A 24717-nucleotide genomic window follows, 5' to 3' on the forward strand; every position below is an offset into this window, starting at 1 on the left:
CTAGAGCAGCTTCAGCGCTCCGATCAGTAGCGGGTCGTTGGTCGAGGCCGGATCCTGGCGGATCTTCGATTCTTCGGCGCCCACCTGATACCAGATCGCGTTGTCGGCCTCGAGCGCGAGGGCCTTGGCGGCATCGGCGACGTTCACGCCCGAAAGCGCCGCCAGGGCCTGACCGACGATCGGATTGTCGGCCGCGCTCATCGTGTCCTGCAACTGGGGGATCATCGCGTTGACGAGCGCGGGCCCCATGGCGGAGCGCAGCAGCGTCGTCGCCGCAGTCGGTTCGTCACTGCGCAGCACGGCGTAGGCGTCGGGGATCGAGATGTTGCGCACTGCTTCCGCCACGACCGGGGCCGCGCGGCGCGCGCCGTCTTCCGCGAAGCGGTTGAGCTGGCGCTGGAGCTGCTCGCGGAACGGCTTCGAAGCAAGGACACCCTTGAACGCACCGGTCGACTTGCCGAACAGCGTCGGCATGTCGACGCGGGCCACGGCGCTGTTCCAGAAACCGTCCTGAGCGGTAAGACTGGTGAAGGCGCGGCGCGTGGAAACGTCCAGCAAGCGACGGATCACCGCGCTGTAATCCATGCTCGTGCCGCCACTGGCACCGCCGCCCATGGTCGTCGCGCAGCCCGGCAGGACCGCGAGCGACGACAGCGCGATGCCACCCAAAAGCATGCGTCTGCGGCTCACTTGATCGATCATATTCGAATTCCGTCCCCAGTCCTGCATCACCCACTCCTTTTGCGAGACACGCTCGCCTGCCTATATCAGGCGCGTTTATGCAACGCGTCCGTCTTCTCGTCTTCAACGCCGCGCTTGGCGCGCTCGATTACCGGGTCCCGGACGGGATGCAGGTCGAGGTCGGGTCGGTCGTAGTCGCTCCGCTCGGCCCGCGCCAGATTCTTGGCATCGTGTGGGAACCGGAACGTCTGAAAACTCAGGAGGTGCCCGAGGCGAAGCTGCGTCCACTGCTGGAAGTCATGCCCGTTCCTCCGCTGCCCGCCGAATTGCGCCGTCTGATCGAATGGACGGCGGACTACTACTGCGCATCCTTGGCCGGCGTCGCGCGGATGGCGCTGGGCAGTACCGGCGCGCTGCGCGGCGGGGGCACGACCACCGAATATCGCCTTACGGGCGCGGAACCCGCGCGGATGACGCCGCAACGCGCGGCGGCCCTCGATGCCTTGCAGGGCGAACAAGGCTCGATCCGCGAGCTGGCCGAGCTTGCCTCGGTATCGGAAGGCGTCTTGCGCGGCATGGTCGGTGCGGGCCTGCTGGAAGCCGTGCTGGTCGATCTCGACCGGCCCTATCCGACCCCACGCCCCGAACACGCCCCGCCCGATCTCAACCCCGGTCAGCGCGAGGCCAGCGACACGCTGGTCGCCGCCGTGGCGAAGCGCAAGTTCGCCCCGTTTCTGCTCGACGGCGTCACGGGTTCGGGCAAGACCGAATGCTATTTCGAAGCGGTCGCCGAAGCCGTGCGCGAGGGTCGGCAAGTGCTGGTGCTGCTGCCCGAGATTGCGCTCACCGAAAATTTCCTGCGCCGCTTCGAGCAGCGCTTCGGCGTCGCCCCGGTGCTGTGGCATTCCTCGCGCAAGGCGAGCGAGCGGCGCCGCGCCTGGCGCGCGATCGTGCACGGTCAGGCCCAAGTGGTGGTCGGCGCGCGATCGGCGCTGTTCCTGCCCTTTGCCGATCTCGGCCTGATCATTGTCGACGAAGCGCATGAGGTGTCGTTCAAGCAGGACGATGGGGTGCGCTACAATGCGCGCGACGTGGCCGTGATCCGCGCCCGGTTCGAGCAGGTCCCCGTCGTGCTTGCCAGCGCCACACCCGCGCTCGAATCGATGCAACTTGCCGAAGCGGGCATCTACACGCGCATCGAGCTGCCCGACCGGTTCGGCGGCGCCAGCATGCCAGACATAGCGGCGCTCGACTTGCGCAAACACCCGCCCGAACGAGGTCGCTGGCTGGCCCCGCCGGTGGTTGAGGCGATGCAGCAGCGGCTGGAGCGCGGCGAGCAATCCCTGCTGTTCTTAAACCGCCGGGGCTATGCGCCGCTGACGCTTTGCCGCAATTGCGGATACCGCTTCCAGTGCCCCAACTGCTCCGCCTGGCTGGTCGAGCATCGCTTCAGCCAGCGGCTCGCCTGCCACCATTGCGGCCATGAAGTCCCCGCGCCCGAGACGTGCCCTGATTGCGGGACCGCCGATTGCCTCGTGGCTTGCGGGCCCGGGGTCGAGCGAATCGCGGACGAAGTGGCCGAGATCATGCCCGAGGCGCGCGTGGCAGTGGTCACGTCCGATACGCTGGGCAATGCGGAAGCGGTCAATGCCTTCGTGGCCGCCGCTGAGGAAGGCGCGATCGACGTGATCGTCGGCACGCAGCTGGTCACCAAGGGTTATCACTTCCCGGAACTGACGTTCGTGGGCGTGGTGGATGCGGACCTTGGCCTGGAAGGCGGGGACTTGCGCGCAGCGGAGCGTACTTATCAGCAGATCGCGCAAGTCGCAGGCCGCGCCGGTCGCGGGGAGAAGCCGGGCGAAGTCCTGCTGCAGACGCGCCACCCCGAAGCCTCGGTGATTGCCGCGCTGGCGGCGGGGGACCGCGATTCGTTCTACACCGCCGAAACGAGCGCGCGGCGAGATGCTGGCGCCCCGCCGTTCGGGCGCTGGGCCGCGATCATCGTCTCGAGCGAGGATCAGGCCGAAGCGCGCGACGTGGCCCGCGCGATCGGCGGGCGCGCGCCCGATGCGCCCGACATCGTGGTGTTCGGTCCCGCCCCCGCGCCGATGGCGCTGCTACGTGGACGCTATCGCTTTCGCCTGCTCATCAACGCCCGCCGGTCGGCCGAATTGCAGCGCACTTTGCGCGAATGGCTCGATCCCTTCGATTTTCCGCGCAGCGTGCGCGTGAACATCGACGTCGATCCCTACAGCTTCGTGTGAGCACCCGCGCTCGGCCGCAACCGGCTTGCCGCGTGCCCTTCCGAAGGTCTAGGCCGCATCCCATGCGCATGCGCACCGCCCTGCTCCGCGTCCTCGCGCTCGTCGCAGTTCTGCTCGCGCCGGCGGTCCGTGCCGAGGAATGGCTCCGCGCCAGTGCCCCCGGCTTTATCGTCTATTCGCAAGGCGAACCGGCGACGCTGGCGAGAATGGTCGAAGATCTGGAGCGCTACGACGCCGCGCTGCACCTGGAAATGGGCGTACCGGACGGTCCCCCGGGCGCACCGCTCACGATCTATCTGTTCAAGGATCCCAAGGCGGTGGCAAATATGCTGTCACGCAACCACGTCGCCGGATTCTACGCGCCGCGGATCGACGGCAGCGTCATCTTCTCCCACCGCAAGGAAAGCGGCAAGGCTGGCCCCAGCGCGCGCGAAACGCTGTTCCATGAGTACGCGCACCACTTCATGTTCCGCCACATCGCCGCGCCCTGGCCCGCCTGGTACCGCGAGGGCTACGCCGACTACGTCAGCACGCTTACGCTTCTGCCCGATGGCCGCTTTACCATCGGGCGCCCCGCGCTGTTTCGGCTGGGCACCGCACGCCGCAAGAGCGTGCCGCTGCTGACGCTGCTGGAAGAAGACGAAGGCGCTTATCCCGAAGGCAAGGAACGTTGGTTCTATGCCAATGCCTGGTTGCTGGTGCATTTGCTGCGAAACGATCCGCTATTGGGGCGCAGGCTGGATGCATATCTCGACGCGTTGACCAGGGGTGAGGCGCATGATGTGGCGCTGCTCGAACTGGGCAACGTTTCGCTGATCGAACAGCGAATGCGCGATCACGCGGCAAGCGCCATGGTCGAGCGGGTATCGACCATGGCGCTTGCCCCCCCGAAGCCCGCGAGGATCGAACCGCTCGACGGCCCGGCCTCGCGCCTGCTCGAACTCGAGCTGACCTGGCAGTTCGGCAAGGATCGTGAGCGGACGCTGGCCGAGCTGGGCACGCTTGCCGCCGATCATCCGGACCGCGCCGACATTGCGTATCGCTATGCCGTCGCGCTGTCGCAGCTGGACAAGCCGGAAGCGGAAGGCCAGGCCGACCGCGTACTTGCTCTCGATCCGCAGATGGCGCGCGCGCTGGTGATGAAGGCTGAGCTCCTGCGCAAGCGGCGCGGCCCGAAAGCGCAAGTCCAAGCCTACATGGCCGAGGCCGCCCGCCTCGCGCCCGACGATCCCCTGGTCCAGCTGGCCTACTATCAGACGCGCGTGAAAGATGGCCGCGTCTCGGCAATCGAGGCGTTCCCTCTGATCGAGCGCGCCTATAGCCTTGCTTCGGAAGTGCCGAAGCTGCGCCTGACTTATGCTCTGGCCCTCGCCGCCCAAGGGCGCCTGGACGAGGGCGAAGCACTGCTGGTCCGGCTGGCAGGCGAACCCGAATCCAGCGTCAAGGCGAAGGCTGCACTCCAGCGCTTCCGCGAGATTCGCGTCGCACGCGAACAGGCCGGCGCCGGAAAGGCCCCACGCGCCGAGGCGAACTAGCGCCGCGATTCCGCCCCATCGGGCATCCCAGGGCACTGCAAGCGGGCTTGTCCGTTAGCCTTGCCATGACTCGACCGATCCTCGTCCCCATCCTTGGCGATCAGCTTACCCGTACGCTCGCGTCTCTGCGCGGCATGACCAAGGCCGATACCGTCGTGCTGATGATGGAAGTGCGCGAGGAAGCGACGTACGTGAAGCATCACAAGCAAAAGCTCGTGCTGATCTTTTCCGCAATGCGCCACTTCGCTGAGGAATTGCGGCAGGCGGGCTGGCACGTCGATTACATCGCGCTCGACGATCCCGAAAACTCCGGCAGCTTCAGCGGAGAAGTCGAACGCGCGATCCAGCGCCACGATCCCGAACGCATCCGCATTGTCGAGTCCGGCGAATGGCGCGTGCGCGAGATGATCGATGATTGGCCCGACGCCTTCGATCGCGACGTCGAAGTGCTGGCCGACGATCGGTTTTTGTGCGCGATCCACGAATTCGCTGATTGGGCGGAGGATCGCGACAACTTGCGAATGGAAGCCTTCTATCGCGATATGCGCCGCCGAACCGGGCTTCTCATGGAAGGGGACGAACCGGCGGGCGGCCAGTGGAACTACGACAAGCAGAACCGCGCTTCGCCCGACGATGACATGCGCGCCCCGCCCGCCCCAAGCTTCAAGCCCGACACGATGACGTGCGAAGTCATCGAAATGGTGGAACGTGAGTTTGCCGATCACTTCGGCTCGCTCGACCGGTTCCGTTGGCCGGTCACGTCGGATCAGGCCAAGTCCGTCCTGGACGCCTTCATCACCGAGCGCCTGCCCGATTTCGGCACTTATCAGGACGCGATGGTCTGCGGCGAGGACGACTTGTTCCACTCGCTGCTGTCGACTTCGATCAACCTTGGGCTGCTCGATCCGCTCGAGTGTTGCGAGCGCGCCGCCGAAGCCTGGCGCGAGGGTGATGCGCCGTTGAACGCGGTCGAAGGCTTCGTGCGCCAGATCATCGGCTGGCGCGAATATATCCGTGGCATGTACTGGCTGCAGATGCCGGACTTGCGCGAAGCCAACGCGTTAAAGGCGGAACGCGCCTTGCCCGAGTTCTACTGGACGGGCGAAACCGACATGCGCTGCCTTGCCGACTGCGTGCGCTCCACCCGCGACAACGCCCACGCGCATCATATCCAGCGGCTTATGGTTCTGGGAAACTTCGCGCTGATCGCCGGTATCCGCCCGCAGGAAGTGGAAGACTGGTTCCTGGTGGTCTACGCCGATGCGTACGAATGGGTAGAGCTGCCGAACGTGGCGGCGATGGCGCTATGGGCGGACGAGGGAAAGCTGGCGTCCAAACCCTATGCGGCGAGCGGCAATTACATCAACAAGATGTCCGACTATTGTGGACAATGCGCCTATTCGGTCTCGAAGAAGCACGGGGAAGGCGCTTGCTCGTTCAATCCGCTCTACTGGCATTTCATGGACCGCCACCGCGAGCGCTTCGAGAACAATCCGCGCATCAGCCGCGTCTACGCCACTTGGGACCGCATGGATGCGGACAAGCGCAAGGCGTATCTGGAAAGCGCGGAAGCGTTTCTGGATAGCCTGAAACCCGCTGAGAATGGTTGGGCGCGGGCGTGAGGAAGAGATCGATCTAACCACCATCCTTTGCCTCGCGCTTCAGCAGCTCCCGCTTGATCTCCAATCCATAGGCGTACCCGCCCAGCGTCCCGTCCGAGCGGATCACCCGGTGGCAGGGAATCAGCACTGCGACGTTGTTCGCGCCATTGGCAGAGCCTGCCGCCCTCACGGCCATCGGCTTACCCGCAGCTGCGGCAATCTGCGCATAGGATCGCGTTTCGCCCGGCGGAATACGGCGCAGCTCGCGCCACACCGCCTCCTGGAACGCAGTACCCTGCACGTCGAGCGGAATGGCGCGCGAATCGCCCGGCTGCTCGACCGCGCTGACGACGTCGGCAAGCAACTCGGCGAAGCCCTCACCGCCCTCTTCCAGCGTCGCGTTCGGGAAGCGTCGTGCCAACGCCTCCCGGTCTTCGTCGAAGGACAAGCGGCACACGCCTTTGTCGGTGGCCGCGACGAGCATCGGGCCGAGCGTCGTATCGACCAGAGCCCAACGGATCGTGACGCCGCGGCCGCCGTCGCGCCACGCGCTCGGCTCCATGCCCATGCGCTCGCGGTTGGCCTCATAAAAGCGTGAAGGCGCACCGTACCCGGCCGCATAGACGGCTTTGGTGACGCTGGTGCCCTCGCTCAGCGCAGCGCCCGCACGCTCCGCGCGCAAGGCCCGCGCATAGGCAGCGGGCGATAGCCCGACCGCGCGTTTGAACACGCGCTGAAAATGCGTGCGGCTGTAACCAGTGGCTCGCGCCAGCCCGTCCAGCGACAGCATCTCGGATGATTCGCGCAGCAGTGCCAACGCGCGGGAGACGGCCTGCTCGTCGCGCGAGACCGCATCCGGCCGGCACCGCAGGCAAGGCCGCAAGCCCGCTTCCCGCGCCAGTTGCGGCGATGCATAGAAACGCACGTTCTCCCGCTTGGGATGACGCGCCGCACAGGACGGCCGGCAATAGATGCCGGTGGAATGGACGCCGGTCACGAAGCGCCCATCGAACGCGCGGTCGCGCGCCAGCACCGCCTGCCAGGCGCGCGTATCATCTAGGTCATTCCCGACAGCAGACATGGACACATCCTTCGCTGTCGGATCTTCGGCATGCAAGCGCGCAAAGGGTGAAATTCGGTATGTCATCGCGAGCTCCATCAAGCTAGGAACCCCTCCTAGGCGGATCGGCGCTGCCCCGCTTCCCGAAGCTTGCGGTCAAACCCGAAGGCGCCCCGCGGCCCTCAAATCTTTTCGGAGAGCGACGACTTGCTGCGTATCCTGCTGTTCCTCGCCACGGTCATCGCTTCGCTTACCATCGCGAGCCCGTCGCACGCCGAGCAGGCGGACATCAACGCCGCGGCGCGTGGTGCGGTGCGCGTCGTGCTCCTCGAAGAGAACGGCGACGAAGTCGAACTGGTCGGCTACGGCAGCGGCCTGGCGATTGCTCGCAATCTCGTCCTCACCAACGCGCACGTCGTCCAGCCCGCGCAAGGCCGCGAGGCCATCCGCATCGGCGTCGTGCCGCCACAGGGCCAGCGCGGCACGTTTACCCGCGTTCTCGCGGTGTCCCCGCGCAACGACCTGGCATTGCTCCAGATCGACGAGGGATCGCTGCCGCCGATCAGCCTGTTCACCGGTAGCATCGCCGACGGCGCGCAAGTCTTCGCAGTGGGCTACCCCGGCAGCGTCGATTTCGCCCAGGGACTCGATCCCTGGGAGATCATCTCGCCGATGAGCCCGGTCAAGACGCAAGGCACGGTATCCGCCGGCCGCAGTGCCAAGGGCTTCGAGACGCTGCTGCATACCGCGCCGATCGGGGCGGGCAACAGCGGCGGCCCGCTGCTCGATGCTTGCGGGCGCGCGATCGGCGTCAACAGTTTCGGCACGATCGCCGGAGAGGCGGATTCCGAATTCTTCTTCGCCGTCTCGATCCGCGAAGTGATGCGCTTCCTGACGGCCGCCAAGGTCAAGCCGATGACCACCGGCGCGCCCTGCCGCTCCATCGCCGATCTCGACCGCGAGCAGGCGAGCCGCGACGCTGCACAGCGCGAACGCGATCGGATGGAGGATCTGCGTCGCACCGAGGCACTGCGTGTCGCCGAACGCGATGCGCAATTGGACATCCTGTCCGAACGCGAGAACACGATGGCGCTGGCGGGGCTGGCGCTGATCCTGGCGGTCGTCTGCGCCGCGGCCGCCTTCGTCTTCGCCCAGCAGGACGATCGCGGCCGCGACGTGAAGATCGCGATCGCGCTGGCGATTGCTATCGCGATCTTCGCGGTGGTCACCTGGCTCTCGCGCCCGAAGATGAAAGAGGCGACCGAGCGCGCCAGGGACGCGGTTGCCGAGCAGCAGGAACGCCGGCAGTCATCGCGCAAGTCCGACACGCCGCTGACCGGTTCGCTGGTCTGCGTGCTGGACAATGCCCGCAGCCGGATCACGGTATCCCCAACCACTGACGTGCCGTTCACCTGGTCCGGGTCTGGTTGTGTCAACGGTCGCAGCCAGTACGGTCTTGGCGCCGATGGGTGGTCGCGTATTCTCGTGCCGAACGAGGAGCAGACGGTGACCATCGCATCCTACGATCCCGATACGGCGACGTATCGAACCGATCGCTTCCTGCTCGATCTCGAAACCATGGACAAGCTGCGCGCCAAGCGCGGCGAATACGAGGTTCCGTCCTGCAAAGCCGGCGACGGCGCGGCGCGCGAGCTGGGAAGCTTGCAGGACGCTCTGCGCGCGCTCCTGCCGCAGCAGCCGAACGAGCGGCTGGTCTATCGCTGTTCGCGCGCGCCATGAATTCTCCGCGATGAATTGGCATGACCGCGTTTCCCACAGTGGAGCGAAACCTGCGGCGGCTGCCTTGCATCGCTACAGAATCGTCGCTATGCGCCCCCCGTCTGCGGGCCGGCCTGCGCTTTTGCGCGGGTCTTTCATGTGCCCCAGCCCACCCGATGCTAAGGATAGGACACGCGTGGAGAATTCCGCCGGTATCAAGGCCAGTCTGCAGGGCCGTTACGCTTCGGCTCTTTTCGATCTCGCCAGCGAAAATGGCGTGGTCACGGCCGTCGAGGCCGATCTCGACAAGGTCGAGCAGGCGATCCGCGAGAGCGATGAATTCTCCCGGCTGATCCGCAATCCGCAAGTCAGTCGCACGGACGCTCGCAAGGTGACCGATGCGATCGCGCCGGTGCTCGGACTGTCGCAGCTGACGCAGAATTTTCTTGGCGTCCTCGCCAGCAATCGGCGGCTGTCCTCGCTGCCCGAAATCATTCGCGCCTTCCACGCGATCGCCGCTGCCCAGCGCGGCGAAGCGACCGCCGAAGTCGCATCCGCGCATGCGCTGACCGACAGCCAGGTCGAAGCGCTGCGCCAGAAGCTCGAGGCCCGCGAGGGCCGCAACGTCAAGGTCCGCACCAGTGTCGATCCCGACCTGCTCGGCGGCCTTGTCGTCACTATCGGATCGAAGCGCATCGATGGCTCGATCCGCACCCGTCTCAACACGCTCGCCCAGGCGATGAAGGGCTAAGGCCCCAACAAGATTTCGACGAAAGGCAAACCCATGGACATTCGCGCCGCAGAAATCTCCAAGGTCATCAAGGACCAGATCGCCAGCTTCGGCACCGAGGCCCAGGTCTCGGAAGTCGGCACCGTGCTGTCGGTCGGCGACGGCATCGCCCGCATCCACGGTCTCGACAAGGTTCAGGCCGGTGAGATGGTCGAGTTCAACGGCGGCATCCAGGGCATGGCGCTGAACCTCGAAGCCGACAACGTCGGCGTCGTGATCTTCGGGTCGGACCAGGACATCAAGGAAGGCGACACCGTCAAGCGCACCGGCACGATCGTCGACGTGCCGGTCGGCAAGGGCCTGCTCGGCCGCGTCGTCGACGCGCTCGGCAATCCGATCGACGGCAAGGGCCCGATCGCTTACGAAAAGCGCGCCCGCGTCGAAAGCAAGGCCCCCGGCATCATCCCGCGTAAGTCGGTGCACGAGCCCGTGCAGACCGGCCTCAAGGCGATCGACGCGCTCGTGCCCGTCGGCCGTGGCCAGCGCGAGCTGATCATCGGTGACCGTCAGACGGGCAAGACCGCCGTCGCGATCGATACCTTCATCAACCAGAAGGAAGTCAACGCGGGCGACGACGAAGGCAAGAAGCTGTACTGCATCTACGTCGCGGTCGGCCAGAAGCGTTCGACTGTCGCGCAGATCGTGCGTCAGCTCGAAGAAAACGGCGCGATGGAATATTCCATCGTCGTTGCCGCCACGGCTTCCGAGCCGGCGCCGCTGCAGTACCTTGCGCCTTACACCGGCGCCGCGATGGGAGAATTCTTCCGCGACAACGGCATGCACGCCGTGATCGTGTATGACGATCTTTCCAAGCAGGCCGTCGCCTATCGTCAAATGTCGCTGCTGCTGCGCCGCCCGCCGGGCCGCGAAGCCTACCCCGGTGACGTGTTCTACCTCCACAGCCGCCTGCTCGAGCGTGCGGCGAAGATGAACGACGAAATGGGTGCCGGTTCGCTGACCGCGCTGCCGATCATCGAAACGCAGGCGGGCGACGTCTCGGCCTACATTCCGACCAACGTCATCTCGATCACCGACGGCCAGATCTTCCTTGAGACCGGCTTGTTCTTCCAGGGCATCCGCCCGGCGATCAACGTCGGTCTGTCGGTCAGCCGCGTCGGCGGTGCCGCCCAGACCAAGGCGATGAAGAAGGTCGCCGGCTCGATCAAGCTGGAACTCGCGCAGTACCGCGAGATGGCCGCCTTCGCGCAGTTCGGTTCGGACCTCGACGCCTCGACGCAGAAGCTGCTCAACCGCGGCGCGCGGCTGACCGAATTGCTCAAGCAGCCGCAGTTCTCGCCGCTGCCGTTCGAAGAGCAGACCGTCTCGATCTTCGCCGGCACCAACGGTTATCTCGATGCGATCCCGGTGACCGACGTGACCCGCTACGAAGGCGAGATGCTCAGCTACATGCGTTCGGAACACGCCGATGTGCTCGGCGAGATCCGCTCGTCGCAGAAGTTCGAGGGCGAAGTCGCCAACAAGGCGAAGGCCGCGCTCGATACTTTCGCCAAGCAGTTCGCGTAAGACCATGTCGCATCGCGTCTTCGTACGATTGACTTGCAAGCCTGACTGCATGGACGCCTTGTCCAGCGCTGTCCGCGAGGTCATCGGCAAGGCGCGTTGCGAAGATGGGTGCGTATCGTTCGAGCCTGCGGTGCCTGCAGACGGTTCCGCCACTTTGCTGATCTGGGAACACTGGGCTAGCAAGTCGGCATTCGATGCGCACAATGCCCATCCTTACATGCAGGAGCTGTACGGAAAGCTGGGCGATTGGCTCGCAGCAGCACCGGATATCGTCGAAATCAAGGAATTGGAAGGCTAACGGTGGCAAGCCTCAAGGAACTCAAAGGTCGGATCAACTCGGTCAAGTCGACCCAGAAGATCACCAAGGCCAAGCAGATGGTCGCAGCGGCGAAGCTGCGCAAGGCGCAGGCCGCCGCCGAGGCGGGCCGGCCTTACGCCGAGCGTCTCGCCGCGGTGATGGCCTCGCTCGCCACCAAGGTCAGCGGGGACAGCGCGCCGCGCCTGCTCGCGGGAACCGGTAGCGACGAGCGGCACCTGCTGGTGGTCGTGAACACCGACAAAGGCCTGTGCGGCGGTCTCAACGCCAACCTCGTCAAGGCGGCCAAGGTCAAGGCGCGCGAGTTGATTGCCGCCGGCAAGTCGGTCGAGTTCTATCTGGTGGGCAAGAAGGGCCGCGCCCCGATCCGGCGCGATTACGCGAAGGAAATCACCGGCGGGTTCGACACCAGCGTCGTGCGCAATCCCGGTTTCGAAGAAGCCGAGAACATTGCCGAGGAACTGGTCTCGATGTTCGAGGCGGGCAAGTTCGACGTGGCCCACCTCATCTACCCGATCTTCCGCTCGGCCCTGGTGCAGGATCCCACGGCGCAGCAGCTGATTCCGGTTCCGGCGCCCAAGTCCGCCACCGCCGACAGCGGGGCGGTCGTCGAGTACGAGCCGGGCGAGGAGGAAATTCTCGAGGCGCTGCTGCCGCGCTATGTGAAGACGCAAATCTTCGGTGCGCTGCTGGAGATCGCGGCTTCTGAACAGGGCGCCTCGATGACGGCCATGGACAACGCCACGCGCAACGCGGGCGAACTGATCCAGAAGCTCACCATTCAGTACAACCGCAGCCGCCAGGCCGCGATCACCACCGAACTCGTCGAAATTATCGCGGGCGCCGAAGCGCTCTAAGAAGGCAAGGAAAAGACAATGGCCACCGCACCCGTGCTCAACCAGACCACCAACGGCACCATCAGCCAGGTCATCGGCGCCGTCGTTGACGTGACTTTCGAAGGCGAGCTGCCGGCGATTCTGACCGCGCTCGAGACCGACAACAACGGTAACAAGCTGGTCCTCGAAGTCGCCCAGCACCTCGGCGAGAACACGGTGCGCTGCATCGCCATGGACGGCACCGACGGCCTCACCCGCGGGCAATCGGTGTTCAGCACCGGCCGGCAGATTTCGGTTCCGGTCGGCCCCAAAACGTTGGGCCGCATTCTCAACGTCATCGGCGAGCCGATCGACGAACGTGGTCCGGTCGGCGCTGAGATGACCGCGCCGATCCATGCCGAGGCTCCGCTGTTCGTCGACCAGTCGACCGATGCCGCCATTCTCGTCACCGGTATCAAGGTCATCGACTTGCTCGCGCCTTATGCCAAGGGCGGCAAGATCGGCCTGTTCGGCGGCGCCGGCGTCGGCAAGACGGTGCTCATCCAGGAGCTGATCAACAACATCGCCAAGGGCCACGGCGGCGTGTCGGTCTTCGCCGGCGTGGGTGAACGCACCCGTGAGGGTAACGACCTCTACCACGAATTCCTCGACGCCGGCGTTATCGCCAAGGACGCCGACGGCAACGCGACCTCGGAAGGCTCCAAAGTGGCGCTCGTCTTCGGTCAGATGAACGAGCCCCCGGGTGCCCGTGCCCGCGTCGCGCTTTCGGGCCTGACGATGGCCGAATACTTCCGCGACCAGGAAGGCCAGGACGTGCTCTTCTTCGTCGACAACATCTTCCGCTTCACCCAGGCGGGCGCCGAAGTGTCGGCCCTGCTCGGCCGTATTCCTTCGGCCGTGGGCTATCAGCCGACCCTGTCGACCGACATGGGCCAGCTGCAGGAGCGCATCACCTCGACCAACAAGGGCTCGATCACCTCGGTCCAGGCGATCTACGTCCCCGCGGACGACTTGACCGACCCTGCCCCGGCAACCTCGTTTGCCCACTTGGACGCGACGACCACGCTGAACCGCGCCATCTCGGAGCTGGGCATCTACCCGGCGGTCGACCCGCTCGACTCCACCTCGCGCGTGCTCGAGCCGCGCGTCGTCGGCCAGGAGCACTACGAGACCGCGCGTAAGGTCCAGGAGACGCTGCAGAAGTACAAGTCGCTGCAGGACATCATCGCCATTCTCGGCATGGACGAGCTGTCCGAAGAGGATAAGCTGACCGTCGCCCGTGCGCGCAAGATCCAGAAGTTCCTCTCGCAGCCGTTCCACGTCGCCGAGGTCTTCACCAACATCCCTGGCAAGTTCGTCCAGCTCGAAGACACCGTGAAGTCGTTCAAGGCAGTGGTCGACGGCGAGTACGATCACTTGCCCGAGAACGCCTTCTACATGGTCGGCGGCATCGACGAGGCGGTCGAGAAAGCCAAGAAGCTGGCCGAGGACGCCTGATCGCCATGGCTCTGCACTTCGAACTCGTCACGCCCGCGCAGCTCGTGCGGTCCGAGGATGTCCACATGGTGGTGGTCCCCGGCACCGAAGGCGAGTTCGGCGTGCTGGAGGGTCATGCGCCCTTCATGTCGACCATTCGCGACGGCGCGCTCAAGATCTACAAGAGCGCGAACGCAGCGCCCGAAGAGATCATGATCCAGGGCGGTTTCGCCGAAGTCGGCGATGCCGGGATCACCGTGCTGGCGGAGCATGTCGCCGGCTGATCCGCCGCCACCAGATCACATGACGAGAACGGGCGTCGCGACAGGGTTCGCGGCGCCCGTTCTCGTTGCGGCTACGTTTCGGATCACGGCCCGCGCCGTCTGGCCGTGGGTGCGTGGAAGTCGGCTGGCTTGCCCGCGATCCATTTCAGAAACCGGCCGATCTCCAGCTTGGCGACGAGCTCGGCGCGCTGGTCGCCGATCTTCGCGAGTTCGGCATTCGAGAAAGTCGCATGCAGGGTCCGGTGGCAAATCGGGTGCAGCGGAACCGTCTCGCGCCCGCCCCGGCTCTTGGGCACCGGATGATGCCATTCGACCTTGCGCCCGAGTGCCCGGCCACACAGCCAACAGTCGATCGGACGCGCCTCGGACATGCCGAGATATTGGCAGACCATTAGGGAGTTATCAAAGTTTCAACCCTAATGATTTGGCAAATCCGCAGGATCGAACCAGCGCGGCGCCGAACCGCGCGTAAGGGAATGAGCTAGAGATGAGTGCATTCGGGCGTCGCAGCGGGCCTAATGGCATGGGCCAGGGATCTCGGCCCGCGTTCGGTGTAGCCAAGCCGCTCAAGGGTGGCAGTCCCGATCGGAGCGCAGCGTCCCCTCCCGCAGGAGCCCCGGTTCCCGGCGGCGATCAGTTTCCGCCGCTGCCGTCTGCCGATGTGGGCACGTCCGTTCCGCCGAACTTGCGTGAAGACGCCATGTCGCGGCTCGCCGACCGCGCCAACGCCGTCCACGAGACGTTTGAACAGAACGGCTTCGAAGCCTCGATCCACAAGATCAAGGAGCAAGTGCTGCCGCGCCTGCTCGAGCGGGTCGACCCGGAAGCTGCAGCGACGCTGACGAAGGACGAGTTGTCGGAAGAATTCCGCCCGATCATCGTCGAAGTGCTGGCCGAACTGAAGATCACGTTCAATCGGCGCGAGCAGTTCGCGCTCGAGAAAGTTCTGATCGACGAGCTGCTCGGCTTCGGTCCGCTGGAGGAATTGCTCAACGATCCTGATGTCTCCGACATCATGGTGAACGGCCCCGATCAGACTTACGTCGAAAAGAAGGGCAAGCTGACTCTCGCTACGACCAAGTTTCGTGACGAGCAGCACTTGTTCCAGATCGCGCAGCGCATCGTCAATCAGGTCGGCCGCCGCGTCGACCAAACGACTCCGCTGGCCGACGCCCGCCTCAAGGACGGCAGCCGCGTCAACGTGATCGTGCCGCCGCTGAGCTTGCGCGGCACCGCGATCTCGATTCGTAAGTTCTCCGAAAAGCCGATCACCATCGACATGCTCAAGGACTATGGTTCGATGAGCGAGAAAATGGCGACCGCGCTGAAGATCGCGGGTGCCTGCCGGATGAACGTGGTCATCTCGGGCGGTACCGGTTCGGGCAAGACGACGATGCTCAACGCGCTGTCGAAGATGATCGATCCGGGCGAGCGCGTGCTGACCATCGAGGACGCGGCCGAACTGCGCTTGCAGCAGCCGCACTGGCTGCCGCTCGAGACCCGTCCGCCGAACTTGGAAGGCCAAGGCGCCATCACCATCGGTGACCTCGTCAAGAACGCGCTGCGTATGCGCCCGGACCGGATCATCCTGGGCGAAATTCGCGGATCGGAGTGCTTCGATCTGCTTGCCGCGATGAACACTGGCCACGACGGCTCGATGTGTACGCTTCACGCCAACAGTCCGCGCGAATGCCTGGGCCGTATGGAAAACATGATCCTGATGGGCGACATCAAGATTCCCAAGGAGGCCATCAGCCGCCAGATCGCGGAATCGGTCGATCTCATCGTCCAGGTCAAGCGCCTGCGCGACGGTTCGCGCCGCACCACCAACATCACCGAAGTAATCGGCATGGAAGGCGACGTCATCGTCACCCAGGAGCTGTTCAAGTTCGAGTATCTCGACGAGACGGACGACGGCAAGATCCTGGGCGAATTCCGCGCCTCGGGTCTGCGCCCCTATACGCTGGAAAAGGCGCGCCAGTTCGGCTTCGATCAGGCGTACCTCGAAGCCTGTCTCTGATCCTTACGTTCGTTTCGTGTGGTGAATCCGGTTCCCGCCGACCAGGTATCGACCCAAGCTACAACCCGGCCGCGATCCACTCGCGGCCAGCCAGTCCGAGCAGGATCAGCGCAGCGACCAGCGACAGGAAGAACAGGCCCGTCCAGGGCATGAACCCGATTCGCTCGAGGTCGCGGCGGCGCACCCGGCGGCGGTCCCCCAACCAGGCAGTCAGCGCGAGAATCGCAAAAAACGCCCCCGGCACGGCAAGCAGATAAAACGTCGGCTCCATTTCCCGCCCTTGCCCCGCGTTGCCCTGCGTTTAAAGCCCTCGCGTGGCCCAGACCGAACGTCCCATCCTAGCCCTCGGGCTGCGCGTCTGTGCGATGGCGCTGATCGCGACCATGTTCATGCTGATCAAGGTGGCAGGCGATCGGGGCATTGCCGGGCTGGAAGTGATTTTCTGGCGACAGGCTTTGTCTCTGCCGATCATCGTCACATGGCTCTGGGCGCGGGGCGGACTTTCGATCCTGCGGACTCGGCGCATGGCGAGCCACGCGCAGCGGGCCATCTTCGGCATGATGGCGCTGTTCTGCAACGTCTCGGCCGCCATGCTCCTGCCGCTGGCCGAAGCCACGACCTTTGGCTTCACCGCTCCCCTGTTCGCGGTTCTTTTGACTCCGCTGATCCTGAAGGATCGCGTCGGACCCTGGCGCTGGGCTGCGGTTCTGCTCGGATTTGCGGGAGTCCTGATCATCGCCAATCCCGGCCACGAAGTCGTCGCGCCCCTGGGCGTCGCTGCCGGACTGGGTGCCGGCTTTCTCGTCGCGGTCGTCAGCTTCCAGATTCGCGATCTGGCTCAGACGGAAGCGACGATCACATGCGTTTTCTGGTTCGCCTTCTTCGGCGCCGCCATGAGCGCCATCGTGCTGCCGATCTATTACACCCCGCATGGGGCTTTCGATTGGGCTCTGCTGGTTCTGATCGGCATTTGCGGCACGTTCGGGCAGCTCCTCCTGACATCGGCCTTGCGGTTCGGGCAAGTCGCGACGGTCGTGGTAATGGATTACACCTCGCTGATCTGGGCGACATTATACGGCTGGCTGATCTGGGATCTCCTTCCCGGCATCGCGACCTGGCTCGGTGCGCCTGCGATCATCGCGGCAGGGCTCATCATCACCTGGCGCGAGCATCGCCTCGCCAAAGCCGTTGCGCCGGTCACTTCGCAAGGCGCGTCGTCGGGAACCGCTTAGACCTTTACGGGTTTAACCGATCAGCGCCCAAGCCTCACCAAGCGGGCGCAGCGGAGATAGACTATGATCAAGAAAGTCGTTTTGGCGCTCGTGGCCGGCAGCATCGCTCTGAGTGCCTCGGCGTGCAACACTGTACGCGGTGCCGGTGCAGATCTTGAGTCGGCTGCGAACGAAGTCGACAAGGAAATGTAACCATCGGGCAGCGCTTCAGACGCTGCCTTTGATCCTCGAAATTCAATGCATCCCCGCCCCCGCTTGCCGCGAGGGCGGGGTTGTTGTCGTGCGGCTCTCCGCTGACCCGACCTGCTCACGCGCGGCAGCACGCGCCCACACCGATGCCAGGATACTCCCCAGCACCACATGCGTGACCGCCGAGAAGGCAGCAGGAACCGGCGCGAGCGCGGCTTGCGCCGGCATCGAAAATTGCGAGCGAAACGCAGGGGATGAAGCGAGACTGGCGCCCAGTCCACTGTTCTGCATGCCGACTTCGATCGAGATCGTTCGTTGCGCCGATCGGTCGAACCCGAGCATCCGCGTCACCACCCAGCCCAGTCCGAACCCCAGAATATGCAAACAGACGACGGCCGCGACGAGCACCCCTGCATGCGCCGCGATCAGCGGCTTCGACCGCGCGATAATGCCCGAGACGATCAGGACCACGGCAAACACCGATACCAGTGGCGAAACCCGCGCGATCGCTCGCGACGCGTTCGGCAAATAGCGCGCCATCAGCACGCCGCTGAACACCGGAAGCAGCACGACCGCAACCATTTCGCGAAACAGGTTCCACCGATCGATCGAGACGTAGACGCCCGCGAGCCAACCGGCGAGCACCGGCGTGAGTACGATCGCGACGACCGTCGATGCCATCGTCATCGTCACCGACAGCGCGACATTCGCCCGCGCGAGATAAGCGACCACGTTGGACGCGGTTCCGCCCGGGCAGCAAGCGACGAGGATCAGGCCGACCGCAAGTCCGGGCTCGAGGCCGAATAGCCAGGCCATCGCCATCCCGGCCAGCGGCATGACGGTGAATTGGAGCGCGACGCCGGCGGCCACGCAACGCGGCATACGCCCGATCCGCTTGAAATCGTCGACCTCCAGCGTGATCCCCATGCCCAGCATGACGATCCCGAGCAGCACGCTGATCAGCGGTTGGCCGAATGGTCGAACGCTGCCGTCGGCGACCCACGCGAAGTGCTCCGGCAGCAACCAAGCCCACAAGGCGCCGAGCACTGTCCACAAGGCGAACAGCCGTGTCGCACGCTCGATCATCGCCGTCCCCTCCCCCGCGGTCGCGCAGCGCTATGGCAGGCTGGCGGAGTGGCGGCAATCCGCCGAGCCCGCCGCGATCAGTCTTCGGCGGCCGGTTTCCAGGTCAGCACCGGCTTGCGCGCGGCCTGCGTCTCATCGAGCCGGCGGCGCGGCGCGAAATGCGGCGCGTCGTGCAGCGCCTCGTCGCCGTCCCGAGCCCGCTGCGCGACGTGACGCAACGAAGCGATGAAGCGATCGAGCCCCTTCTTGCTTTCGGTTTCGGTCGGCTCGACCAGCATCGCGCCTCGCACGACCAGCGGGAAATAGACCGTCATCGGGTGAAAACCCTCGTCGATCAGACCCTTGGCGATGTCGAGCGTGGAGAAATGCTCGGCGAGGCTGGCATCGCTGAACAGCGCTTCATGCATGCAGGGGCCGCTTTGGCCGAACGGCGCATCGAGCAGATCCTCGCAGGAACGCAGAATGTAGTTCGCGTTGAGCACTGCATCCTCTGCGACTTGTCGCAGGCCATCCGCCCCGTGGCTGAGAATGTAGGCCAGCGCGCGCGTAAACATGCCCATCTGCCCGTGGAACGCCACCATCCGGCCGAACGCCTGCTTGTGGTCGAACTCGGCGGCGTTGTCCTCTTCGACGAGATGGACGATGCCATCCGCGGTCTTGGCCGTGAACGGCAGCGGACCATAAGGGCACAGCGCCTCGCTGAGCACGACCGGCCCGGAACCGGGTCCGCCGCCGCCATGCGGAGTGGAGAAGGTCTTGTGCAGATTGATGTGCATCGCATCGACGCCGAGGTCGCCCGGGCGCACTTTGCCGACGATCGCGTTGAAGTTCGCGCCGTCGCAATAGACGTAGCCGCCCGCCGCGTGGACCGCGTCCGAGATCGCCTTCATGTCGCGCTCGAACAGGCCGCAAGTGTTGGGGTTGGTGATCATCACCCCCGCGACGTCCGGACCGAGCCGCGCCTTCAGCGCATCGAGATCCACCCGACCCTCGGCGGTCGCGGGAATGTTTTCCACCCGATAGCCCGCGAAGGCCGCCGTCGCGGGATTGGTGCCGTGCGCGCTTTCGGGCACCAGCAGCACTTCGCGCGCATCGCCCTTGGCTTCGAGGGCGGCGCGGATGCACAGCACGCCGCACAGTTCGCCATGCGCGCCGGCCTTGGGGCTCATCGCCACGCCACTCATGCCGGTAAGGTCTATCAGCCAGAAGGCCAGTTCGTTGATCACTTCGAGCGCGCCGCGAATCGTATCGCCGGGCTGCAGCGGGTGCAGATCGGCAAAACCGGGAAGACGCGCGACCTTCTCGTTGAGGCGCGGGTTGTGCTTCATCGTGCAAGAGCCGAGCGGGAACGGCCCGAGATCGATCGCGTAATTCTGCCGCGAAAGGCGCGTGTAGTGACGCACGGTTTCGCCCTCGGAGAGGCCGGGAAGCGCCAGCGGCGCCTTGCGCAAATGCTTGTCGAGCGCCGCGATCGGCTCAAGCTCGCAATGCTCGAAATCGACGCCCGTCGTGGGTTCGCCCGCCAGTTCGAAGATCAGCGGTTCCTCTAGCATCAACCCGCGATCGCCGCTGGCGGTCACGGCGTCGCCCGAAGTGCCGCCCTCGCCCATGCTCGGCTTCCATCCGCTTGCGTTGACGACGTTCATGCCAGCACTCCAGCCAGTTCGCGCGCGAACGTGGCGATGTCTTCCTCGGTGGTGGTTTCAGTAGCGGCGACGAGCATGCCGTTCGCGAGCTCGCTCTCGCCGGGATAGAGCCGGCCGAGCGACACGCCGCCCAGCACGCCGCGATCGGCGAGCTTGCGCAAGATCTCGCGGGTATCGCTCGGCAGCCGCAGCGCGACTTCGTTGAAGTAGCTCTCGTTCACCACTTCCACCCCGGGCACGTCCGCCAGAGCTGCAACCAGCTGCTGCGTTCGGGCATGACTGATCTTCGCCATGCGGGCCAGGCCTTCGCCGCCCAGTAGCGTCATGTGAATACTGAAGGCCAGTGCACAAAGACCTGAATTCGTGCAGATATTGCTTGTCGCCTTCTCGCGGCGAATGTGCTGCTCTCGAGTCGAGAGCGTGAGCACGAAACCTCGCTTGCCCTCGGCATCCACGGTCTGCCCGCACAAGCGCCCGGGCATTTGCCGCAGGAACTTCTCGCGGCAGGCGAACAGGCCGAGATAGGGGCCACCAAATTGCAGCCCGACTCCGAGCGACTGCCCTTCGCCGACGACGATATCGGCGCCCAGATGCCCCGGCGCCTCGATCAATCCCAGCGCCACCGGTTCGGTCACGACCGCGACCAGCAACGCGCCCTTCGCGTGCGCCGCTTCGGCGATCGCGGCGAGATCCGGAATGCGGCCGAGGAAATCGGGATACTGGACGACGACGCATGAGGTCGCATCGTCGATCGCATCGCAGATGGCCGCGTCGTCGGTCGTCGCCTCAAGCTTCGGCGCCGAGGAGGCGATCTCGTCGCGCGTGAACTTCGCCATCGTGCGCACGACTTCGGCGTAGTGCGGGTGCAGACCGTCGGAGAGCACGACGCGACGCTTGCGCGTGATCCGGCCCGCCATGACGATCGCTTCCCAGCACGCGGTCGATCCATCGTACATCGACGCATTGGCGACATCGGTGCCGAACAACCGCGCGACTTGCGTCTGGAACTCGAACAGCACTTGCAGCGTGCCTTGCGCGATTTCCGGCTGATAGGGCGTATAGGCGGTAAGGAATTCGCCGCGCTGAATCAGATGGTCGACGCTGGCAGGGATATGGTGCCGATAGGCCCCTGCCCCCAGGAAGAACGGCGCGTTTCCCGCGCTGAGGTTCTTGGCCGCGAGCCGCGCCATGTGCCGTTCGACCGCCATCTCGCTGGCGTGCATCGGCAAGCCCTCGATCGGGCCGGAAAGCCGCGCCTCCTCGGGAACGTCGACGAAGAGATCGTCGACCGAGCCGACCCCGATGACATCCAGCATCGCGGTCCGGTCGGGGTCGGTCAGGGGCAGGTAACGCATCCGGTCAGAGCCCCGCGACGTAGGCGTCGTAAGCCTTGCGATCCATCAGCGGTTCGAGCTCGGAGCTGTCCGAAATCGCGATGCGGTACAGCCAGCCCGTCTCTTCCGCATCGGTATTGACCAGTTCGGGCTCGTCCGCGAGCGCGGCGTTGGCGGCGGTCACACTGCCACTGACGGGGGTGTAGACGTCGGATGCCGCCTTGACCGAATCCACCACGGAAACGGAGTCTCCCTTGGTGACGTCGGTGCCCTCGCTGGGAAGTTCGACGTAAGTGATATCGCCAAGCTGGCTCTGCGCATAATCGGTAATGCCGACGGTTCCGACGTCACCTTCGACGTCGATCCATTCGTGGTCCTCGGTAAAGTAGCGGGGCATGGCTGGCTCCTCAACGATAGTAGCGGTGGGGGACAAAGGGCATGGACACGACGCGGGCGGGCAGGCGTTTGCCGCGCATCTCGATTTCCAGCGCGGTGCCGTCCGTGGCAAGGTCGGCATCGACGTACGCCATGGCGATCGGGTGCTGCAGGCTCGGCGAGAAGCCGCCGGACGTGACCGTGCCGATCATCCGGGCGCCGAGATGGACGGTGGCACCTTCGCGCGCGGCCATGCGGCCTTCGAGCGCGAGGCCGACCCGCTTGCGCGGCGCACCTTCCGCCAGCAGCGCCAGGACTTTGTCGGCCCCCATGAAGCCACCTTCGGCGCGCCGCCGCTTCGAAATCGCGAAGCCGAGGTCGGCGGCGACCGGGTCCGTCTCGGGCGAAAGCTCGTGTCCGTACAGCGGCAGCCCCGCCTCGAGCCGCAGCGAATCGCGAGCGCCGAGGCCGATCGGGCGGACTTCGGGCAGCGCCGCGAGTGCATCGGCCAACGCGACGACGTCCTCGCTGCGGACCGAAATCTCGAAGCCGTCCTCGCCAGTGTAGCCGGAGCGGCTGATGCCCAGCGGCTTATCGTTCCAGAGATAGGCGCCAGCCTGCATGAACTTGAGATCGAGCAAGGCAGGGGTGTCGGAAGACTCAGGTCGCACGTCGAGCCGCGCGAAAGCCTCCGCCGCCTTCGGGCCTTGCAGCGCCAGCAGCGCGTGCTCGTCGAGATGGTTCATGGTGATTTCGTCGGGCAGATGCTCGCGCAAATGGCCGATATCGTCCCACTTGGTCGCGCCGTTCACGACCATGTAGTAGTCGCCGTCCCGGTTCGCGATCATCAGATCGTCGAGGATGCCGCCGTTGTCATCGAGCAGAAGCGAATAGCGCTGGCGGCCGGGTTTGAGCGCCGAGATCTCGCCGGGGAGCAGCGTTTCGAGCGCCGCTGCCACGCCCTCGCCCGAAAATTCGAGCTGGCCCATGTGGCTGACATCGAACAGGCCGGCCTGCTCGCGCGTCCACAAGTGCTCGGCGATGATCCCGCCGCCCTCCCCGGTATATTGAACGGGCATCATGTAGCCGGCGAATTCGACCATGCGAGCGCCGCGGGCGCGGTGCCATGCATCGAGCGGCAGCAGCGCAGGCTCCTGCGGCTCTTCGCTGAAACCGTTGTCGTTCGAAAGCGATTCACTCAAGGCACGGCTCCGCACAGGATTGGCACACCAGTCAGGTGCCCCCTCTGTCACGGAAGCCTGAGAGCTTTCCCCAGCGGTTGCCCGCGCGGGTTACACCGTCGGCGGCCCGGCCTTGCGGCAGGACACTTTCCAGAGTGTCGCTATAGACGGTGCGCGGTCCTTCTGCCTGAGAGATTCCGGGGCGGTTGCTCCTTCGGCGCCTTCCGCCTCGGCTTGCACCGAATCGGAAAGTCTCTCCCGCGCTGTCAGCGATCGTTTAACGATGGGCGAGCCTCAAACCCAAGTCAACTGCTGCGGCGCAGCATGGCCCTTGGTACAGTCGCGCCGACGACCCAAATGCTCCGGACGGTCTGCATCGTCACCGCAAGAACGAAGCAGGGATCGGTTCAGACATGACCCAGATCTTCGTGCGAGACGCCGTAGATCTGTTCGTGACAATTGATGGCGAACCGGTCAGTCATCCCGGCGATGTAGCCGGCGATGTGCCGCGAACGATCGGGCTCGTGGCGCGGCATCGTGCCGATCCATTCCTCGTCCATCAGCACTGGCTCTTGGGAGTAAGCCGAATAGAGCTCCGCCACCAGCGCGCGGGCGCGTCGGGCCGTCTCCAGCTGCAACGGGTGGTGGTAGAGCTTCTCGTACATGAAGCGCTTGAACTGACGTTCCGACGATTCGAGCGCGGGCGAAAATGCCACCGTCGCACGCCCGGCAGCGCGAACTTCGTCCACCGACGCGATGCCCTTAAGACGGACCCGAGTTTCGGCCAGCAAGTCATTGACCATGTGGCCGATCTGGCTGCGGACGAGTTCGGCAAGCTGGCGATCGAGCGGGGCATCGGGATAACGCGCTTCGACTTCGGCCCAGTGATCCGCGACGAAGGGGTGCGCGAGCACTTCGTCCAGATCGAGGATGCCGGCGCGCAAGCCATCGTCGATGTCGTGGTTGTCGTAAGCGATGTCGTCCGAAAGCGACGCCACTTGCGCTTCGAGCGAAGGCCACGTCCCGAGCTCCAGTGGAAATTCGGTGTTCAGTTCGCCCAGCGACCAGTTCGGCTCGGCGACGGGGCCATTGTGCTTGGCCAGGCCTTCCAGCGTTTCCCAGGTGAGGTTGAGCCCGTCATGCTCGCAATACGGCGATTCGAAACGCATGAGCACGCGTAGCGCATGGGCGTTGTGATCGAACCCGCCGCGGCCGGTGAGCGCGGCATTCAGCGCGTCCTCGCCCGCGTGGCCGAACGGCGCGTGGCCGATGTCATGCGCCAGCGCCAACGCTTCGGTCAGGTCTTCATCCAGCCCGAGGACGCGCGCAATAACCCGCGCGATTTGCGCGACTTCGAGGCTGTGGGTCAAGCGGACGCGGTAATGGTCGCCGTCGGGCGCGACGAAGACCTGAGTCTTGTAGCGCAGCCGGCGGAAGGCGATCGAATGGATGATGCGATCGCGGTCGCGCTGATAAGCCGTGCGCGGTCCGCGCGCGAAAGTATTCTCGATCGCGAATTCGCGGCCGCGCGAGCGCGCTGGGTCCGAGGCGTAGGGGACAAGTGGCAA

23 protein-coding genes and 2 riboswitches are annotated in these 24717 nt (G+C 65.2%); of the genes, 13 read left to right on the forward strand and 10 right to left on the reverse strand.

Annotated elements, in window-relative coordinates:
- Complete coding sequence (locus GQO94_RS01140) at positions 1-690, reverse strand: DUF4197 domain-containing protein (RefSeq protein WP_232332706.1); 690 nt, start codon at positions 688-690, stop codon at positions 1-3.
- Between the two features lie 89 nt (positions 691-779).
- Between GQO94_RS01140 and GQO94_RS01145 the strand changes: the two genes are divergently transcribed.
- The 3 genes from GQO94_RS01145 to GQO94_RS01155 all read left to right on the forward strand — a co-directional run bounded on the left by GQO94_RS01145 (position 780) and on the right by GQO94_RS01155 (position 6102).
- Complete coding sequence (locus GQO94_RS01145; RefSeq protein WP_156839306.1) at positions 780-2945, forward strand: primosomal protein N'; 2166 nt, start codon at positions 780-782, stop codon at positions 2943-2945.
- A 62-nt stretch (positions 2946-3007) separates the two neighbouring features.
- Complete coding sequence (locus GQO94_RS01150; RefSeq protein ID WP_156839307.1) at positions 3008-4480, forward strand: tetratricopeptide repeat protein; 1473 nt, start codon at positions 3008-3010, stop codon at positions 4478-4480.
- Positions 4481-4545: 65 nt separating this feature from the next.
- Positions 4546-6102 carry a cryptochrome/photolyase family protein gene (locus GQO94_RS01155; protein WP_156839308.1) on the forward strand — a complete coding sequence of 519 codons (1557 nt, stop codon included), beginning with the start codon at positions 4546-4548 and terminating at the stop codon, positions 6100-6102.
- Between the two features lie 13 nt (positions 6103-6115).
- On the opposite strand, the gene ada is transcribed toward GQO94_RS01155, so the two are convergent.
- On the reverse strand, positions 6116-7162 hold the full coding sequence (ada, locus tag GQO94_RS01160; protein ID WP_156839309.1) for a bifunctional DNA-binding transcriptional regulator/O6-methylguanine-DNA methyltransferase Ada: 1047 nt from the start codon (positions 7160-7162) through the stop codon (positions 6116-6118).
- A 186-nt stretch (positions 7163-7348) separates the two neighbouring features.
- Here ada and GQO94_RS01165 point away from each other — a divergent pair, with 186 nt between their 5' ends.
- From GQO94_RS01165 to GQO94_RS01195, 7 genes are all read left to right on the forward strand, one after another.
- Complete coding sequence (locus GQO94_RS01165) at positions 7349-8881, forward strand: S1C family serine protease (RefSeq protein WP_198045736.1); 1533 nt, start codon at positions 7349-7351, stop codon at positions 8879-8881.
- A 175-nt stretch (positions 8882-9056) separates the two neighbouring features.
- Positions 9057-9611 carry a F0F1 ATP synthase subunit delta gene (locus GQO94_RS01170; protein WP_156839311.1) on the forward strand — a complete coding sequence of 185 codons (555 nt, stop codon included), beginning with the start codon at positions 9057-9059 and terminating at the stop codon, positions 9609-9611.
- Between the two features lie 33 nt (positions 9612-9644).
- Positions 9645-11174 carry a F0F1 ATP synthase subunit alpha gene (gene atpA, locus GQO94_RS01175; RefSeq protein ID WP_156839312.1) on the forward strand — a complete coding sequence of 510 codons (1530 nt, stop codon included), beginning with the start codon at positions 9645-9647 and terminating at the stop codon, positions 11172-11174.
- Between the two features lie 4 nt (positions 11175-11178).
- Positions 11179-11472 (forward strand): putative quinol monooxygenase, encoded by a 294-nt coding sequence (locus GQO94_RS20730; RefSeq protein ID WP_269748708.1) that lies wholly within the window; start codon positions 11179-11181, stop codon positions 11470-11472.
- Positions 11473-11474: 2 nt separating this feature from the next.
- On the forward strand, positions 11475-12347 hold the full coding sequence (locus GQO94_RS01185; RefSeq protein WP_156839314.1) for a F0F1 ATP synthase subunit gamma: 873 nt from the start codon (positions 11475-11477) through the stop codon (positions 12345-12347).
- Positions 12348-12365: 18 nt separating this feature from the next.
- Positions 12366-13823, forward strand: a complete 1458-nt coding sequence (gene atpD / locus GQO94_RS01190) for a F0F1 ATP synthase subunit beta (protein WP_156839315.1) — start codon at positions 12366-12368, stop codon at positions 13821-13823.
- A 5-nt stretch (positions 13824-13828) separates the two neighbouring features.
- Positions 13829-14086 (forward strand): ATP synthase F1 subunit epsilon, encoded by a 258-nt coding sequence (locus tag GQO94_RS01195; protein WP_156839316.1) that lies wholly within the window; start codon positions 13829-13831, stop codon positions 14084-14086.
- An 83-nt stretch (positions 14087-14169) separates the two neighbouring features.
- Here the strand turns inward: GQO94_RS01195 and GQO94_RS01200 are convergent, their stop codons facing one another.
- Complete coding sequence (locus GQO94_RS01200) at positions 14170-14457, reverse strand: HNH endonuclease (protein ID WP_156839317.1); 288 nt, start codon at positions 14455-14457, stop codon at positions 14170-14172.
- 116 nt (positions 14458-14573) lie between these two features.
- Between GQO94_RS01200 and GQO94_RS01205 the strand changes: the two genes are divergently transcribed.
- Positions 14574-16106 carry a CpaF family protein gene (locus GQO94_RS01205; RefSeq protein WP_156839318.1) on the forward strand — a complete coding sequence of 511 codons (1533 nt, stop codon included), beginning with the start codon at positions 14574-14576 and terminating at the stop codon, positions 16104-16106.
- Between the two features lie 58 nt (positions 16107-16164).
- Here GQO94_RS01205 and GQO94_RS01210 read toward each other — a convergent pair whose 3' ends face one another.
- Complete coding sequence (locus GQO94_RS01210) at positions 16165-16377, reverse strand: hypothetical protein (protein ID WP_156839319.1); 213 nt, start codon at positions 16375-16377, stop codon at positions 16165-16167.
- Positions 16378-16420: 43 nt separating this feature from the next.
- Here GQO94_RS01210 and GQO94_RS01215 point away from each other — a divergent pair, with 43 nt between their 5' ends.
- A complete protein-coding gene (locus tag GQO94_RS01215) occupies positions 16421-17338 on the forward strand; it encodes a DMT family transporter (RefSeq protein ID WP_232332707.1) in 918 nt (305 codons plus the stop codon).
- A gap of 63 nt (positions 17339-17401) precedes the next feature.
- Positions 17402-17530, forward strand: a complete 129-nt coding sequence (locus tag GQO94_RS21195) for a hypothetical protein (protein ID WP_269748709.1) — start codon at positions 17402-17404, stop codon at positions 17528-17530.
- 42 nt (positions 17531-17572) lie between these two features.
- On the opposite strand, the gene GQO94_RS01220 is transcribed toward GQO94_RS21195, so the two are convergent.
- The 6 genes from GQO94_RS01220 to GQO94_RS01245 form a co-directional block, all read right to left on the reverse strand.
- Positions 17573-18613, reverse strand: a complete 1041-nt coding sequence (locus tag GQO94_RS01220) for a bile acid:sodium symporter family protein (protein WP_156839320.1) — start codon at positions 18611-18613, stop codon at positions 17573-17575.
- Positions 18614-18690: 77 nt separating this feature from the next.
- Positions 18691-20259, reverse strand: coding sequence for an aminomethyl-transferring glycine dehydrogenase subunit GcvPB (gcvPB, locus tag GQO94_RS01225; protein WP_156839321.1), 1569 nt, complete (start codon positions 20257-20259; stop codon positions 18691-18693).
- Positions 20256-21614 (reverse strand): aminomethyl-transferring glycine dehydrogenase subunit GcvPA, encoded by a 1359-nt coding sequence (gcvPA, locus tag GQO94_RS01230; RefSeq protein WP_156839322.1) that lies wholly within the window; start codon positions 21612-21614, stop codon positions 20256-20258. The genes gcvPB and gcvPA overlap by 4 nt, the downstream gene beginning before the upstream one ends.
- Before the next feature lie 4 nt (positions 21615-21618).
- Entirely contained in the window at positions 21619-21990 is a 372-nt protein-coding gene (gcvH, locus tag GQO94_RS01235) for a glycine cleavage system protein GcvH (protein ID WP_156839323.1), read from the reverse strand.
- 10 nt (positions 21991-22000) lie between these two features.
- Positions 22001-23170: a glycine cleavage system aminomethyltransferase GcvT gene (gcvT, locus tag GQO94_RS01240; protein WP_156839324.1), complete on the reverse strand. Its 1170-nt coding sequence runs from the start codon at positions 23168-23170 to the stop codon at positions 22001-22003.
- Between the two features lie 34 nt (positions 23171-23204).
- Positions 23205-23313, reverse strand: a riboswitch (glycine riboswitch).
- A 1-nt stretch (position 23314) separates the two neighbouring features.
- Positions 23315-23420, reverse strand: a riboswitch (glycine riboswitch).
- Positions 23421-23556: 136 nt separating this feature from the next.
- Positions 23557-24717 (reverse strand): deoxyguanosinetriphosphate triphosphohydrolase, encoded by a 1161-nt coding sequence (locus GQO94_RS01245; RefSeq protein ID WP_156839325.1) that lies wholly within the window; start codon positions 24715-24717, stop codon positions 23557-23559.

The sequence above is a fragment of the Novosphingobium aquimarinum genome (assembly GCF_009746585.1).
Lineage (GTDB): Bacteria > Pseudomonadota > Alphaproteobacteria > Sphingomonadales > Sphingomonadaceae > Novosphingobium > Novosphingobium aquimarinum.